Raw genomic sequence first — 13,693 nt, 5'->3', positions numbered from 1 at the left:
AGGCAGTAATTTTTAGGAAAACAAGTAAATAAATTTAAAAATAGTGCTTAAATAGTCTATTTTAGATTTGTAAAAATAAAAACAATCCTATCGATAGACGGACAAAATTCGTTTGAATTCTTGTTTTTCTCTAACGGAAGGATTATTTTTTTGTTTATTCAGCTAAACCCAATTCTGCTTTCAAAGTAACTTCTTTACTTGAAGCATTCACGTTCTTAGCGACACGAATGCTATGATCCACAATACGTTCTAACTTAACAAGCACATCAACAAAAACACTACTTGCTACACGAGTATCGCAAATTTCATCGGCCATACGTTTGAAGTGTTTTTCTCTATAAGCTTCTACTTTTACGGCAATAGCTAGTTCATTTTCTCGGAGTTCTTCATAATTAGAAGCATCGTAATTGTTTAACATTCGGAAGGATTCTTTTAAAATTTCAATCACATTTTGATACAATTCATTTAAATCCGTCATAGCATATTCAGAGAATTTTTCTTTATGTTCAAAGACTAGTTGATAAAAATCAGCTAAATCAACACTTAAATCACTGATGCGTTCCAAACTTTTTACAATTTCTAAGTTGCGTGTGTAGTCTTGCGCCATCAAATTGGCATCCCCATGTTTGACGATTTCAAGTAGGTAACGTGTTAAATTATGATCTAAGTCATCGACCATTTCTTCAATTTGATTAATGACATCAAAATCTTCATTATCTTTAGACTTCAAATAATCCTGAGTCGTTTCCAATGCCTCTAAAGTTAAATCGGCCATTTGAGTAGTTGTTTTTTGTGCCAATTGCATCGCACCTTCAGGATAACGACTAATCAAGTCATAGTCCAATGGAGCAATTTTTTCTCTACTTTTAATCTTGTCTGTACCAGGAATTATCCATTCTAACAACCGAATAAACATTGGAACAAATGGAATAATCGCGATAGTTGAAATTAGGTTAAAAGAGAAATGGTTTAATGCCACCGCCATTGCCGGAGAACCTCCAAGCAAACCATTTAACCATACCACAAAGCTAGAGTAAGGAACGATAAGTAACATCATAATTAAAGCACCTAAAATATTATAAATAGCATGGAACCAACCCGCACGACGAGTAGATACCGATCCACCAAAAGAGGCTAGTACGGCGGTTAATGTTGTTCCAATATTTGAACCAAAAACAAAAGCAGAAGCAGCTGCCATCGTCATTTCACTATTTCCATACAACTGTTGCACAATCGCAACGACTGCAGTAGAAGAATTAATCACAGCAGTAGCTAGGGTTCCTGCTAATAAAGCTAACCAATTGTTTTCAGAAGTCACACGAATAAAATTTTCAAATTGTGGTAATTGTTGAAGTAATGAGAGTTGGTCACCCATTATTTTTAATCCAACAAATGTAATACCAAAACCAAAAATAATCGTACCAATACTTTGATAAAATTTTCGTGAGACAAAAAGCAGTATTAGTGCACCAGCAAAGACAAAATAAAAACCGAGTTCTTCCACATTTAATCCGATAATGAGAGCGGTTACAGTAGTCCCCAAATTCGCACCAATAGAAATACCAATAGCTTGTCGAAGAGACATTAGACCCGCACGAACTAAACTAATAGAAATAACTGTTGCGGCAGTACTTGACTGCATCAAAGCGGTAATCACTGTTCCCACAACAATCGAAGACATTAGACTTCCTGTGTACTTTTCAATATAATCTCTCACTTTTGTTCCAGCAGCGTCTTTCAGTCCATCACCTAAGAATTTAATGCCTAGTAAAAATAAACCAAAACCACCCAAAATCACATTAAAATGGATATCAGATAACTGAGTTGACATTATTCATTTCCCCCTATACATACGTATGAAACTTATTATAGCGGAATTATTTCTCCTTGTGTACCCTTATTTTCTTTATCAAAGATTAGATAACACCAATTAAGATCAAAGAAAGTTGAGTGAGTATCGTTCAAAGAATTAATTTGTCAAAAAGTCAGATGTTTTACAAAAAAAGGAACGATCGATTCATTAAATTCTCAGCATTATTTTTTTAAAGTAAAAAACTACTTGTTATTAGTATTTCTTTGATATTTATCATGATAGAATATAGATAACTTTTGAAATCAATTACAAAGAAATGAGGAGAAGTATATGGAAATTTTAGATACATTTTTGAATCACACGTCAGTACGTTCTTTCGAAAATCAGCCTTTAGATAAAGAAGTAAAAAAACACTTGGTTGCAGCTGCTCAGAGTGGTTCATCCTCAAATTTTGTCCAAGCATATTCGATTATTGAAATTCAAGATATCAAGAAACGAAGAGAATTAGGAAAAATTGCTAACTGTGAAGAGTATGTAGTAAACAACGGTGTTTTTTATGTTTTTGTTGCTGATCTTTATCGTAATTTCCAAATTTCTAAGCCAAAAAATGAAAATGTTGAAGCATTTGGATCGATTGAAGCATTATTGGTTTCAGTTATTGATACTACGATTGCAGCGCAAAATATGTCTGTGTATGCAGAATCGCAAGACTTAGGTATTTGTTATATCGGAGGCATTCGAAATAATTTATTTAAAGTCGCTGAAATTCTGGATTTACCTAAATTTACGCTTCCTGTATTTGGCTTATCAGTTGGTATCCCAAAGCAAAAAAATGAAGCGAAACCACGACTACCGCAAGATGAAATAGTCAAAGTAGACACTTACCAAATGAACACGGGATCGATTAAAACGTATGACGTAACTATGGATGACTATTATTCCAATAGAACTAGTAATCAACAGCAAGCAACATGGACTCAAAAAATTCAAGATCATTTTCAAATAACTCATCGGCCAGAGGTTCTAGATTTTTTAATGCAACAAGGATTCGAGTTTAAAAATAAGGAGAATCGCAATGATTGAATTTACGAATGTGGAAAATTATTTGAAAGCAGGGTTAGATTTTACAGATATTTTTGAACAAGAGATTTTTAATTACCTTATTGAACGGGATGGAAAAATGTTTTATGAACCAAGCAAAAGTTTTATGTGTGATATCCATGGTGTTCCCGTATTTTTTGTTGAACAAGAATACAAACTTATTTAGAGAAGAATAACATGAAAATTTACTTGATTCGTCATACAGAACCGGATTATCAGCAAGTAACGGAAGCAAACTATAAAGGTTTTGGTAGAGATTTATCAAGGATTACTGAAAAAGGGATACATCAAGCAAAAAAACTAGCAGAACAACCTCTTTTTGATGAGGTGGAGTTGTTACTCGTCTCTCCATATACCAGAACCATGCAAACAGCGTTAGAAATCGTAAAAGAACGAAAACAACCTTTAACCATTAATGTAGAATTGCTATTACACGAATGGCTGCCAGACAAAACTGGAACCAAATTAGAATCTGGCGATCAAGTAGAACCTGCGTATCAAGACTATTTAAATCAAACCAATTTTTCAAAATTAGAATGCGAAACACAAGAGGAAGTAAAGAGACGGGTTGAACAAGTATTTGATAAATATAAGCAGGAGTATAATAGCATTGTTTGCATTACACATGCTGAAGTAATTAAATTGTTTACTGGCGTAGAGAGGGTAGCGTATTGTGGCATTTATGAATTAGAGTATTAAAAAAGACATTCATCAACTAGAATGTCTTTTTATATCTGAGTGTTCTTTTGCTTTTGGTTTTAATACAAACACAACCGCAAATGATTTATCAAAGAAATAAAAAATTTTATTTAATTATCGAAAGAAAAATAATTTCAATATAATAGAGAATTGAAGAAGTATATTTCGAAGAGGTATAAATTAAAGCAGCAAATTTAATTTGCTGCTTTAATTTATCTATTTCATATTCATATTCTCTTGTAAATATCTAATACTTACTAAATTATTTAAAAAGTCTTACAGTTTCTAACTATTTCAAAAATGAGTTTCATCAATATCGATTTTCTCTAAAGCATTATTGATTTCTTTTAGTTCTTCATTGCTAAGTTCGATTGCTGCACCAGCCAAATTTTCTTTTAAGCGATGCAATTTTGTTGTACCAGGGATTGGAATAATAAAAGGTTTTTGAGCCAGCTCCCAAGCAAACACAATCTGAGCAGATGTGGCATCTTTACGTTTAGCTACATCTGCAATGATATCTAATAAAACTTGATTATGGCCTAATACTTCTGGTTTGAAACGCCCCATAAAGTTTCTAAAATCTCCTTCAGCAAATTTTGTTTCTTTGCTATATTTTCCTGTTAGAAAACCATTCCCAAGAGGACTGTAGGCAACAAAGGACATTCCTAGTTCTTCACATAAAGCAAATAATTCTTTCTCTGGTTCACGCCATACCATAGAATACTGATTTTCAATTGCCGATACCGGACAAATCGTATGGGCTCGACGAATGTATTCAATCGGAGCATTGGACAAACCCAAAGCTTTAATTTTTCCCTCGCTAATTAATTCTTTCATCGTTGTAGCTACTGTTTCTGGCTCAACATTTGGATCAATACGATGTTGATAGTATAAGTCAACGGTATCTGTACGCAATCGTTTTAAAGAGCCTGCTAATTGTTCACGAATTGAATCGGGTTGACTGTTCAAAATATTTTGTGGTTTTCCATCGATGATTTCTTGTCCAACAATCCCAAATTTCGTTGCTAAAACGATTTGTTCACGAATAGGTTCAAACGCTTCACCTAACAATTTTCATTTTCCTCACCATAAATAACCGCCGTATCAAAGAAATTACAACCCAATTCTACAGCCTTTCGTAAAAGAGTAAGCATTTCTTTGCGATCTTTTTGTGGTCCATAAGCGTGATCCATACCCATGGTACCTAAACCAATTGCAGATATTTCAATATTTGTGTGACCTAAAATTCTTGTCTTCATCTTTTTCTCCAATCTCTTTTATTTATGTATAGCATAAACTATGGAGTTCACTTCAATGCAAGTTTTTAATTTTTTTCTTGCTTAGGAGTCCACTCTAGGGTTTATAATTAAATTATAGCAACATAGGAGGGAAGAGTGATGAGTAAAAAAATTGCATTAACTACGAAAGAAGTAATTGAAAAATATGACATTTCTATCGACACACTCCGATACTATGAAAGAATTGGTTTATTACCTAAAGTACCACGAAATGATAGTGGTTATCGAATCTACTCAGAATACGATGAAAACTGGGTGTTTTATATTAAATCAATGCGCGATGCAGGTATCTCCATCGAAACTTCAACAAGATATGTAACTCTGTTTCAAGAAGGAATTGGCACTATTCCTAGCAGAAAAGAATTTTTACTTGAACAAAGAACTGAACTTGCTAGTCGGATTGAAAGTATGCAACAAGTACTCGATAGACTTGACCGTAAAATTGATGGTTATGAGCAACGAGTTGTGAAATATGAAAAAAAACAATTGAATGAAAAGGAGACTAACCTATGAAAACAGTATACCTAATAAGACACGGACAAAAATTATTTAATCAGTTACACAAAATCTAAGAATGGTGTGATGCACCATTAACAGAATTGGGTATTAAGCAAGCCAAATTGCTAAAAAATACTTTGAAGAAAACCAAATCAAAATAGAAAGTGCTTTTTGCTCCACTTCAGAAAGAGCTTCCGATACTTTGGAACAAGTAACGGACCTTGCATATACATGCTTGAAAGGATTAAAAGAATGGAATTTTGGGTGCTTTGAAGGCGAACCTGAATTTTTAAATCCTACTTTACCTTATGGTGATTTTTTCGTTCCATTTGGTGGGGAAGGGGAAAAAGATTTTCAGCAACGTGTCGCTGATTCAATCATGGATTTTGTCTCAATAGAAGAAAGTAAGACCATTTTTCGGTTTCCCATGGTGCTTCTTGTCGCCAATTTATGCGTTATTGGTCTCATACGAGCAAATTAGACCAAGTTGGAGCATTGGGGAATTGCTGTATTTTGAAATTTGAATTTGAAAATAATCAATTTAAACTAGTCGAAATTATCAATCATGATTTTAGTTCAATGATGTAATGCAAATAAATGAAGTAAAGTCCTAACAAAATAAAGACTAAAATAAGCGTTTCCTAGGGAATAAGTATGATATAATCAGTATTAAAAATTCAAACAATTCTGAATACTTAAATAAGGAGTTCGCTTATGAAACCAACTTATACAATAGCTACTGAACAAGACTTACCTGAAATTGTCCGTATTTATAACCAAACGATTCGTACACGTCAATCCACAGCTGATTTAGAACCAGTCACCGTTGAAGATCGCAAGGCTTGGTTTGAAGCTCATTCAGCAAATCGTCGGCCGTTATGGTTAATACAACTAAATGACCACATTGTCGGCTGGATTAGTTTGTCGGATTTTTATGGTCGAATTGCTTATAACAAAACGGCTGAAGTCAGCATTTATATTGATGAAACCTTTAGAGGAAATCACTTGGGATTTGAAGCGGTGACCTTTGTAGAGAGTCAAGTTCCTCAACTAGGGATAGAAACTATTTTGGCGTTTATTTTTGGCCATAATACTTCAAGTTTGGCTTTATTTAAAAAATTCGGCTATGAAACATGGGGACATTTAGCTGATGTTGCTGAGATGGATGGTATAAAAAGGGACTTAGATATTTTAGGTAAAAGATATTCTTAAGGAGGAAGATATTATATGAGAGTGAATGTTTTGCAACATACACCCAACGAAGGTCCAGGTGCTATTAAAGCTTGGACACAAGAAAATGGGCATCAACTTTACGTGTATCATCCTTATCAATTTAATGGTATTCTTCCCACTGAAGAAGAAACGGATATGTTAGTCATTTTGGGTGGACCGATGAGCCCTAATGATGAAATCGACTGGATTAAGGATGAACAACAATTAATCCTTCAACTAATGGATAAAAAGAAACCTATATTTGGCGCTTGTTTTGGTGGGCAACAAATTGCCAAAGCACTAGGATATCAAATTTCAAAAGCTCCTTATAAAGAAGTTGGTTGGGCTCCTGTTTATCTACAATCAAATAAAATTAAAGATGTTCCTGAGAAGTTAGTTGCTTTGCATTGGCATGAAGAAATGTTTGAGATTCCAGATCAAGCAGAGTTACTATTTAGTAGTGATTTGGTTAAAAATCAAGGGTTTCTTTTAGATGATACGATTATTGGCTTGCAATTTCATTTCGAACCAGAAGCAGATGATGTTAGAGAGATTGTCATTAATGACGGAAAGTACGCTGAAGAAAGAAATGCTTTAAAACAAAGTCCAAAAGAAATATTAGCGATGGATGTACCTGAAGAAAACAAACAAATCATGTTTCATTTGTTAGATTATATTACTCGAAAAGAGCGATGACTATTTAAAGGTTATCGTTCTTTTTTGAGTATTCATTGAGTCCAATGGTGATAAATTAAAATCTTACTAAAATAAGACTTAAATCTACTCAAAAAAGTCTACTCTTATTGTTAAAATGAGTAAAAATGAGTATAATATAATCAAATATGATTATAAGGGGAGAGTAAGATGGCAACGAAAGATAGATTGCAAGTGAGTATGGATAAAGAGTTAAAAGAGCGTGTCTCACGTAAACTTGCTATGATGGGCTTAAATACCAGCACAGTAGTTCAAGCTTTATTTATCCAAATTGATGCCCAAGACAAAGTTCCCTTTGATTTTTCGCTAAGTGAAAAGCAAAAAGAAATAGAAGGTCTCCGTGAAACAATATCCGAACAAGGCATCACACAAACTTTTGAAAATGAAAGTGATTTTGCTAAATGGTATGACGATGAATATGGAGATTATTAATGGTAGAGAAGTTTTTTTCAGATGATATTGTCGTGACTTACATTGGTTTTTCAACAAGTAATGGTGAAAAAATTCGTCCAACTGCTGTGATTTTAGACACTGAGGAAAAATTAATTGTCTTTCCAATCACTTCAAAATACGCTAATAAGTCTCCCAAAATAAAGCGGCAATATTTTCAAATTGTTGATTGGAAAGCTGCTGGCTTAACCAAACCATCATGGATTGATATTGGTAATAAAGTAGAACTGACTAAGAAAAATATGTCTCTTCATAAAATTGGTTCGTTATCGCTTTCTGATATCAAAGCAATGCGAAAGTTTATTCGTGCGTTTAATCGAATTAGCAGAGACTAAAACCCCTGATAAGAAATTTCATCAGGGGTCTATTTTCATTTACCTGTCAATAACAACTGCTATTAACGAATAAACAGATATAATAATACTAAGAATGACATAAAGGATAACTAAACTTTGGGTCAAATGATGCCAAATCACTGTAGCACTAGCACATATCAAAATAGTAGGAGCAATTTTTGATGGCTGATTTTTTAAGTAAAAATATTCCACCAACAAATAATAGGAAGATAGTTAGCAAAATGGGTATCATCTCAGTTGGAAACTCATTCGGATTAGCGCCTGAACTAAAAATAATCGCTGGTAGCATGTGAATCAAGATAACTATAGAAAGTATCAGACTAAGACTACCTAAAAATTTTGAATGGGTTTGGATGGAACCACTACAATGACACTATTTTATCAACAAATAATTTTAAACAAAGAATTACCTTTTGTTAAAATTCCTAACGAAGAAACGATAAATGCAATAAATGAGGATTTAATATGAATATTATCCTGGAAAATAATCTATCAGAGAGAGCATTTGCCGTGAAGACAGAAAATGGCTACCATTTACGATGGTTTACTTTAGACGGAGAAATTGATTTGTGTGGTCATGCAACGTTGGCTATGGCATTTGTTATTGCTAACTATTACGAAAAGAATGCTAAAATGATTACTTTTCAAACATTGAGAGGTGGATTAACAGTAAAAAATGAAAACAATCGTTTCAAAATGAATTTTCCTTCTTTCAAATTAGAAAAAGTTGAAGTAACAGAAGAAATAGTGGCAGCAATCGGATGCCGACCTGTTGAGGTATATAAAGAACGAGATTTACTATGTATCCTAGATTCCGAAGAGGCTGTTAAAAATGTAATACCCAAACAAGAAAAGATTCAACAATTAGATGGTTTACAGCTTCATATTACTGCTGAAAGTACTGATGATACATTAGATTGTGTATCTAGGACCTTTGCACCAAAATGTAACTTGCCTGAAGATCCAGTGTGTGGCAGTGGTCATTGTCATATTATTCCATTTTGGGCCAAGCGTTTAAACAAAAATGGATTAGTTGTTTATCAAGCTTCAAAACGTGCTGGAATTTTATATGATGAATATAAAGGTGAACGTACAACCTTATCTGGATACGCAAGTTTATTTTCGATTGCTGAACTTTATATTTAAGTTGGATATCTCTGGTGTCTCTGTAGTGTGTAGTGGAAAAAAGTAACAGGCATCTCAATTAACTACGATGCAACTAATTACCAATACGTAAGTACCAAAGAAATTATTAATGACGATGAATATGGTTCAATTGCAGAAAACGAAATAACCTTGACTAGTAATAATTTTTTACACCATGAAATTATCCTAGCTCCAAAAATGGTGATAAGTATTACTGCAGAGTCTATTGAAATTATTGAAGTTAAGTAGAATATTAGTTTTAAAGCTTTTAATAATAAATACACGTACAATTCTGTACAAAAAAGTAGGAGATAGAGGCATTTTTTCAAACTAATTAAATTCATAAATTTTAGTTTACATAATATATATTATACAAAGTTACATGCAAAAAATATTAGTACTATAAGTTTCTTTTTTGTACGATTTTAACCTCCCTCCATAGAAAAACGTTTAAGTTAAATATATTCATGCTTATATCTAACTTGAACGTTTTTGTAAAATATTATAGATTATTTTTAACTCGTTTGGTTAATTGCTGATAATGCATATATAAAGTTGCTAACTTATCCAGGTTTTTCTGTTTCCAAGGTTTTGGTTTACCACAAAAATGTAAAATTGCTGTATTTTCAAGTAACCATTTTGTATCATAAATTCCTTTACTCCTTGTATAGTACACCAGCATTTGCCTAGTATCATAATTCCAAATTTCTTCAGGTATTTCCTTGATATAATTACCATACAAATGATTTAATACATCTTGATCGGGTAAAATTAACTGTTCTTTGTACTTCTCAACAACTTCGTAAATATCAGTTAAATGAATATTTTCTCTTGCTGCATGAGTATCAATCAACATGACACCAGAATTAAAATAAACATGATCTGTATTTAGACGAATGTTATTCACCACGTTGGAAATATTGGTTAAACCCGCATGTGTTGCTGCAGCCATCATATAATCAGTTATATCCAAGTTCCAAAGTTCTTGGATTGGATTGATAATTAGCGTGTCTGGATCTAAATAAATAACTCGTTCCACAGAATCCGGTAATAATTGACCACACATCAATCGAAAATACATTTCTTTGACTACTGCCAGTTGAATGTACCAGCGTTGCCAAGTTTTGTACCACCCTTTGCCATAAAATGTACCAGTTACTGCCAACCTGTTTACCATTTAGTAACTTCTGTATAATTAATGTGCATGCCTACGGCATTTAAGCCTAAAGCATGACATTGATTATATGGAGGTTTTTTTTATGTTCCAATATAGGAAAGTATTGGAGATGAGCTCTGATGGCTTTTCGCTTAGAAGTATTCGTGCAGCCACCGGGCATTCAAGACAAAAAATAACGGAAGTCATTCGACTTGCGGAAAAAAAGGAGGTGGCTTTGCCATTAACAGATGAGATGACAGATAAATGGCTAGAAGAGCTTTTATATCCTGAAAAAACAATGGAAGGTTCAGGTTACAGACCGATTGATTTTGAATACATTCACAAAGAGTTGGCAAAGAAGAATGTCAATTTAACACTGCTTCATCATGAATATGAAGCACAATGTCGAGCAGAAAACACTATTCCCTATGCCTATCGTAGCTTTGTTCGTCACTATAGAAGATATGCAGAAAAACATAAGGCAACTATGCGAATTAAACGAAAGCCAGGAGAAATACTGGAAGTCGACTGGGCTGGATCGACCGGTACTTTAATTGACCGAGATACCGGTGAGAAGGTGAAAGTATATGTATTTGTCGCGACACTTCCTAGTAGTCAGTTGTCCTACGTTGAAGGATTTTTATCAATGAACTTAACATCGTGGATCACTGCCCATAGACATGCTTATGACTATTTTGGGGGTGTGAGTGACGTTCTAGTCCCTGACAACTTAAAAACAGGTGTTCAGGAAAATACGCGAAAGCAGTTAGTACTAAACCCTACGTACAAAGATATGGCGAATCATTACAGCACAGTCGTTATGCCCGCTCGAGTAAAATATCCAAAGGATAAAGCGTCAGTAGAAGGCTCTGTTCGCACAATCTCGACTTGGATTATCGCTGCCATGAGGCATACTCAATGCTTCACTCTAAAGGAATGGAATGACGTTGCCAAGGAGAAATTAGAGGAATTCAATCATCGTGATTTTACTAAACGTGAAGGTTCTAGGTGGTCAGCATTTTTAGAAGAAGAGAAAGCGTACCTTTCTCCTCTCCCGCCAACACCTTATCAGATGTCTGAATGGTTAACCGCCAAAGTTCAACCAGACTATCATGTCTCTGTTAAAAGTCAGTTTTATTCTGTTCCCTATGAATATATCAGTCAACAGGTGGATGTGAAAGTGACAGATCATCTTATTGAAGTATTCTACAATCATATGAGAATCGCTTCTCATTCACGATTATATGGGAAATATGGCAGTCAGTCCACTAACCGAGATCATATGCCCGATGACCATAAATTATACACGGATCAAACCCCACAAAATGCCATTGCATGGGGCAAAGACATTGGACGGTCTACCTTACAAGTCGTCGAATTAATTCTAAAAAACGCTGCCGTTGAACGGCAAGGTGTTCAGTCTGTTTTCACTCTTAAGAATGTGTTACGCAAACACACAAAGTATGAGTTGGAAAAAGCCTGTCAGACGGTACTGGACGTCACTGAAAGACCGACGGTCTCTCTTATTAAAACAGCGCTTAAGAATAATCATAAACAGGTAAAAGAAGAACAAATGAAGAAAGCAGTAGATAAATTAACGCAGAATCATGGATTTACCCGTGGAGCTGACTACTATGGAGGACGATTGAATGATGAATGAGGACACAATAACTAAATTGATAGAAATGAAAATGAGTGGCATGGCAGACGCTTATAAGCAGCAAGCACAAACCAAGCAATATAGAGACCTAGACTTTGAAGAACGCTTTAAGTTATTAGTTGACAGTGAACATTCTCGTCGCAAAAGCAATAAGCTCCAACGTTTAATAAGACAAGCCGCATTTGACGTTCCTTCAGCAGCAATTGAGGAGATTGAATACTTCGAAGACCGACGACTACCAAAAGATGAGATTTTACGCTTAGCTTCTGGGTTGTATTTAGAAAACAAGAATAATATCATTCTCATGGGAGCGACTGGAGCCGGGAAAACCTACTTAGCCTGTGCCTTTGGTATAGCTGCATGTCGTCAATTCTATAAAGTTCAGTATGTGCGCCTACCTGAACTTCTAGATGAATTTAAAATAGCAAAAAATCAACCAGATGATAGCTATAAGAAATTAATGCGTAAGTATACGAAGAAAGAACTACTCATTATTGACGAGTGGCTTCTTCACGATCTAACAGAAGAAGAACTATACTTGACCATGGAAATCATAGAAAAACGAGAAAAGACGACGTCTACGATCTTCTGTACCCAGTTCAATACTGCGGGATGGCATTCTAAACTCGGAGGTGGGCCAACAGGCGAAGCAGTTATTGACCGAATCGTCCATAACTCATACACCATCACTATCGATGGTGAAACATCTATGCGTGAACGATTGGGTTTATCCAATAACTTCTAGGACATTACTCTCAAAAATATAATCCTATGGATTATGTAAATATATCCCATGACCAACTTAAATCACAGTGGTTATGGGATATTCCTTTAGTGGTACATTAAACTGGCAATTGGTGGTACATTCTTTGGCAAACAGTGGTAAAAAAGTTGGCATCAGTGGTACAAATGGGCGGCAGTAGTCATTTCTTTTGGATATTTGTGAATTGATGGTGAGTCTTTTAATAAGCTACCATCTACTTTTTGTACAAATAATTTTGAGTCAAAAAATTCTATAAAGTTTTCTAATTCGATAATTTTTTCATCAGAAATTCTTTCATGTAACAACCAGATATCGAAACAAACTCCAGGATTATTGACATGTAAAGAGATCAACATGACTTCTAAGGGTGCTAAATAATTTTCATCTAAGGTTACTAAAATATTAATTTTCTCTTTCAACTTTATCACTCCAATACTAACCTTCTAAAAGTCTTTTCACTTTTTTTAAATCTAATTTATGTCTAAAAACTTGTTGATTGTCCCAAAAGGAATCTTCTAAGTATCTTGGAATTACATGGACATGGAAATGTGTACCTTCATCCATGATTCTACCGTTATTTTGCATAATTGTAACACCTTCAACTGAAAAGTTACTTTCTAATAAAAACACAATTTCTTTTTGAAGTTCAATAAGTTCATGTAAAACTGTATTAGGAATCTCTAAAATATTCATGTAATGTTCCTTTGAAATAATTAACAGATGTCCTTCTTGAATTGGATCGATATCATAGACAAGTTTAAAGTTACTTGTCCTTTTTAAAATTTCTCTTGAACTAATTTGATCACAAAAAATACAATCCATTACTA

Annotated in this window: 18 protein-coding genes and 1 pseudogene; 13 read left to right on the top strand and 6 right to left on the bottom strand. The window is 34.1% G+C overall.

Translation table 11 applies throughout. The features are described 5' to 3' along the window. Positions 1–154: 154 nt before the first annotated feature. Positions 155–1,831, bottom strand: coding sequence for a Na/Pi cotransporter family protein (locus AC4BBX_RS01900; RefSeq protein ID WP_490454787.1), 1,677 nt, complete (start codon positions 1,829–1,831; stop codon positions 155–157). A gap of 312 nt (positions 1,832–2,143) precedes the next feature. Here AC4BBX_RS01900 and nfsA point away from each other — a divergent pair, with 312 nt between their 5' ends. The 3 genes from nfsA to AC4BBX_RS01885 are packed head-to-tail and all read left to right on the top strand — an operon-like array spanning position 2,144 to position 3,613. Continuing rightward, the gene (gene nfsA / locus AC4BBX_RS01895) at positions 2,144–2,896 is read left to right on the top strand and encodes an oxygen-insensitive NADPH nitroreductase (protein WP_490454786.1); all 753 of its coding nucleotides are present in this window, start codon (positions 2,144–2,146) and stop codon (positions 2,894–2,896) included. Beyond that, entirely contained in the window at positions 2,889–3,080 is a 192-nt protein-coding gene (locus AC4BBX_RS01890) for a hypothetical protein (protein WP_490454785.1), read from the top strand. Before nfsA ends, AC4BBX_RS01890 begins: the two co-directional genes overlap by 8 nt. Positions 3,081–3,091: 11 nt before the next feature. Further along, positions 3,092–3,613: a histidine phosphatase family protein gene (locus tag AC4BBX_RS01885; RefSeq protein ID WP_490454784.1), complete on the top strand. Its 522-nt coding sequence runs from the start codon at positions 3,092–3,094 to the stop codon at positions 3,611–3,613. A 294-nt stretch (positions 3,614–3,907) separates the two neighbouring features. Here AC4BBX_RS01885 and AC4BBX_RS01880 read toward each other — a convergent pair whose 3' ends face one another. Together AC4BBX_RS01880 and AC4BBX_RS01875 are read right to left on the bottom strand one after the other, a co-directional pair. Beyond that, positions 3,908–4,684: an aldo/keto reductase gene (locus AC4BBX_RS01880; protein WP_490454783.1), complete on the bottom strand. Its 777-nt coding sequence runs from the start codon at positions 4,682–4,684 to the stop codon at positions 3,908–3,910. Continuing rightward, a complete protein-coding gene (locus AC4BBX_RS01875) occupies positions 4,678–4,872 on the bottom strand; it encodes an aldo/keto reductase (RefSeq protein ID WP_490454782.1) in 195 nt (64 codons plus the stop codon). Before AC4BBX_RS01875 ends, AC4BBX_RS01880 begins: the two co-directional genes overlap by 7 nt. A gap of 138 nt (positions 4,873–5,010) precedes the next feature. Between AC4BBX_RS01875 and AC4BBX_RS01870 the strand changes: the two genes are divergently transcribed. The 8 genes and pseudogenes from AC4BBX_RS01870 (at position 5,011) to AC4BBX_RS01835 (ending at position 9,287) form a co-directional block, all read left to right on the top strand. Next, positions 5,011–5,424, top strand: a complete 414-nt coding sequence (locus tag AC4BBX_RS01870) for a MerR family transcriptional regulator (RefSeq protein ID WP_490454781.1) — start codon at positions 5,011–5,013, stop codon at positions 5,422–5,424. Further along, positions 5,421–5,997 (top strand): annotated as a pseudogene (locus AC4BBX_RS01865) (histidine phosphatase family protein). Before AC4BBX_RS01870 ends, AC4BBX_RS01865 begins: the two are co-directional and overlap by 4 nt. 126 nt (positions 5,998–6,123) lie before the next feature. Beyond that, a complete protein-coding gene (locus AC4BBX_RS01860; protein ID WP_490454780.1) occupies positions 6,124–6,621 on the top strand; it encodes a GNAT family N-acetyltransferase in 498 nt (165 codons plus the stop codon). Between the two features lie 15 nt (positions 6,622–6,636). After that, positions 6,637–7,317, top strand: a complete 681-nt coding sequence (locus tag AC4BBX_RS01855) for a type 1 glutamine amidotransferase (RefSeq protein WP_490454779.1) — start codon at positions 6,637–6,639, stop codon at positions 7,315–7,317. A gap of 168 nt (positions 7,318–7,485) precedes the next feature. Continuing rightward, the gene (locus tag AC4BBX_RS01850) at positions 7,486–7,767 is read left to right on the top strand and encodes a type II toxin-antitoxin system RelB/DinJ family antitoxin (protein ID WP_490454778.1); all 282 of its coding nucleotides are present in this window, start codon (positions 7,486–7,488) and stop codon (positions 7,765–7,767) included. Then, complete coding sequence (locus AC4BBX_RS01845; protein ID WP_490454777.1) at positions 7,767–8,120, top strand: type II toxin-antitoxin system PemK/MazF family toxin; 354 nt, start codon at positions 7,767–7,769, stop codon at positions 8,118–8,120. Before AC4BBX_RS01850 ends, AC4BBX_RS01845 begins: the two co-directional genes overlap by 1 nt. A gap of 182 nt (positions 8,121–8,302) precedes the next feature. Continuing rightward, positions 8,303–8,434, top strand: a complete 132-nt coding sequence (locus AC4BBX_RS01840) for a hypothetical protein (protein ID WP_490454776.1) — start codon at positions 8,303–8,305, stop codon at positions 8,432–8,434. Between the two features lie 172 nt (positions 8,435–8,606). Continuing rightward, entirely contained in the window at positions 8,607–9,287 is a 681-nt protein-coding gene (locus tag AC4BBX_RS01835) for a PhzF family phenazine biosynthesis protein (protein ID WP_490454775.1), read from the top strand. Positions 9,288–9,789: 502 nt separating this feature from the next. Here the strand turns inward: AC4BBX_RS01835 and AC4BBX_RS01830 are convergent. Beyond that, complete coding sequence (locus AC4BBX_RS01830) at positions 9,790–10,464, bottom strand: glycosyltransferase family 8 protein (protein ID WP_490454774.1); 675 nt, start codon at positions 10,462–10,464, stop codon at positions 9,790–9,792. Between the two features lie 82 nt (positions 10,465–10,546). Between AC4BBX_RS01830 and istA the strand changes: the two genes are divergently transcribed. Then, positions 10,547–12,103: an IS21 family transposase gene (istA, locus tag AC4BBX_RS01825; RefSeq protein WP_490454773.1), complete on the top strand. Its 1,557-nt coding sequence runs from the start codon at positions 10,547–10,549 to the stop codon at positions 12,101–12,103. Beyond that, on the top strand, positions 12,093–12,848 hold the full coding sequence (gene istB, locus AC4BBX_RS01820) for an IS21-like element helper ATPase IstB (protein ID WP_490454772.1): 756 nt from the start codon (positions 12,093–12,095) through the stop codon (positions 12,846–12,848). Before istA ends, istB begins: the two co-directional genes overlap by 11 nt. Before the next feature lie 152 nt (positions 12,849–13,000). Here the strand turns inward: istB and AC4BBX_RS01815 are convergent, their stop codons facing one another. Continuing rightward, complete coding sequence (locus AC4BBX_RS01815) at positions 13,001–13,285, bottom strand: hypothetical protein (RefSeq protein ID WP_490454771.1); 285 nt, start codon at positions 13,283–13,285, stop codon at positions 13,001–13,003. Between the two features lie 16 nt (positions 13,286–13,301). Beyond that, positions 13,302–13,688: an HIT family protein gene (locus tag AC4BBX_RS01810; RefSeq protein WP_490454770.1), complete on the bottom strand. Its 387-nt coding sequence runs from the start codon at positions 13,686–13,688 to the stop codon at positions 13,302–13,304. Positions 13,689–13,693 lie beyond the last annotated feature (5 nt).

It is taken from the genome of Enterococcus sp. AMC1157, assembly GCF_058216555.1.
The sequence above is the reverse complement of the archived record's forward strand: the minus strand, read 5'-3'. Positions and strand labels throughout refer to the sequence as shown.

Excerpts from the sequence above, each read along its gene's own strand:
- AC4BBX_RS01900 (WP_490454787.1), bottom strand. The coding sequence starts at position 1,831 with ATGTCAACTCAGTTATCTGATATCCATTTTAATGTGATTTTGGGTGGT.
- nfsA (WP_490454786.1), top strand. The coding sequence starts at position 2,144 with ATGGAAATTTTAGATACATTTTTGAATCACACGTCAGTACGTTCTTTC.
- AC4BBX_RS01890 (WP_490454785.1), top strand. The coding sequence starts at position 2,889 with ATGATTGAATTTACGAATGTGGAAAATTATTTGAAAGCAGGGTTAGAT.
- AC4BBX_RS01885 (WP_490454784.1), top strand. The coding sequence starts at position 3,092 with ATGAAAATTTACTTGATTCGTCATACAGAACCGGATTATCAGCAAGTA.
- AC4BBX_RS01875 (WP_490454782.1), bottom strand. The coding sequence starts at position 4,872 with ATGAAGACAAGAATTTTAGGTCACACAAATATTGAAATATCTGCAATT.
- AC4BBX_RS01870 (WP_490454781.1), top strand. The coding sequence starts at position 5,011 with ATGAGTAAAAAAATTGCATTAACTACGAAAGAAGTAATTGAAAAATAT.
- AC4BBX_RS01860 (WP_490454780.1), top strand. The coding sequence starts at position 6,124 with ATGAAACCAACTTATACAATAGCTACTGAACAAGACTTACCTGAAATT.
- AC4BBX_RS01855 (WP_490454779.1), top strand. The coding sequence starts at position 6,637 with ATGAGAGTGAATGTTTTGCAACATACACCCAACGAAGGTCCAGGTGCT.
- AC4BBX_RS01850 (WP_490454778.1), top strand. The coding sequence starts at position 7,486 with ATGGCAACGAAAGATAGATTGCAAGTGAGTATGGATAAAGAGTTAAAA.
- AC4BBX_RS01845 (WP_490454777.1), top strand. The coding sequence starts at position 7,767 with ATGGTAGAGAAGTTTTTTTCAGATGATATTGTCGTGACTTACATTGGT.
- AC4BBX_RS01840 (WP_490454776.1), top strand. The coding sequence starts at position 8,303 with ATGGCTGATTTTTTAAGTAAAAATATTCCACCAACAAATAATAGGAAG.
- AC4BBX_RS01835 (WP_490454775.1), top strand. The coding sequence starts at position 8,607 with ATGAATATTATCCTGGAAAATAATCTATCAGAGAGAGCATTTGCCGTG.
- AC4BBX_RS01830 (WP_490454774.1), bottom strand. The coding sequence starts at position 10,464 with ATGGTAAACAGGTTGGCAGTAACTGGTACATTTTATGGCAAAGGGTGG.
- istA (WP_490454773.1), top strand. The coding sequence starts at position 10,547 with ATGTTCCAATATAGGAAAGTATTGGAGATGAGCTCTGATGGCTTTTCG.
- istB (WP_490454772.1), top strand. The coding sequence starts at position 12,093 with ATGATGAATGAGGACACAATAACTAAATTGATAGAAATGAAAATGAGT.
- AC4BBX_RS01810 (WP_490454770.1), bottom strand. The coding sequence starts at position 13,688 with ATGGATTGTATTTTTTGTGATCAAATTAGTTCAAGAGAAATTTTAAAA.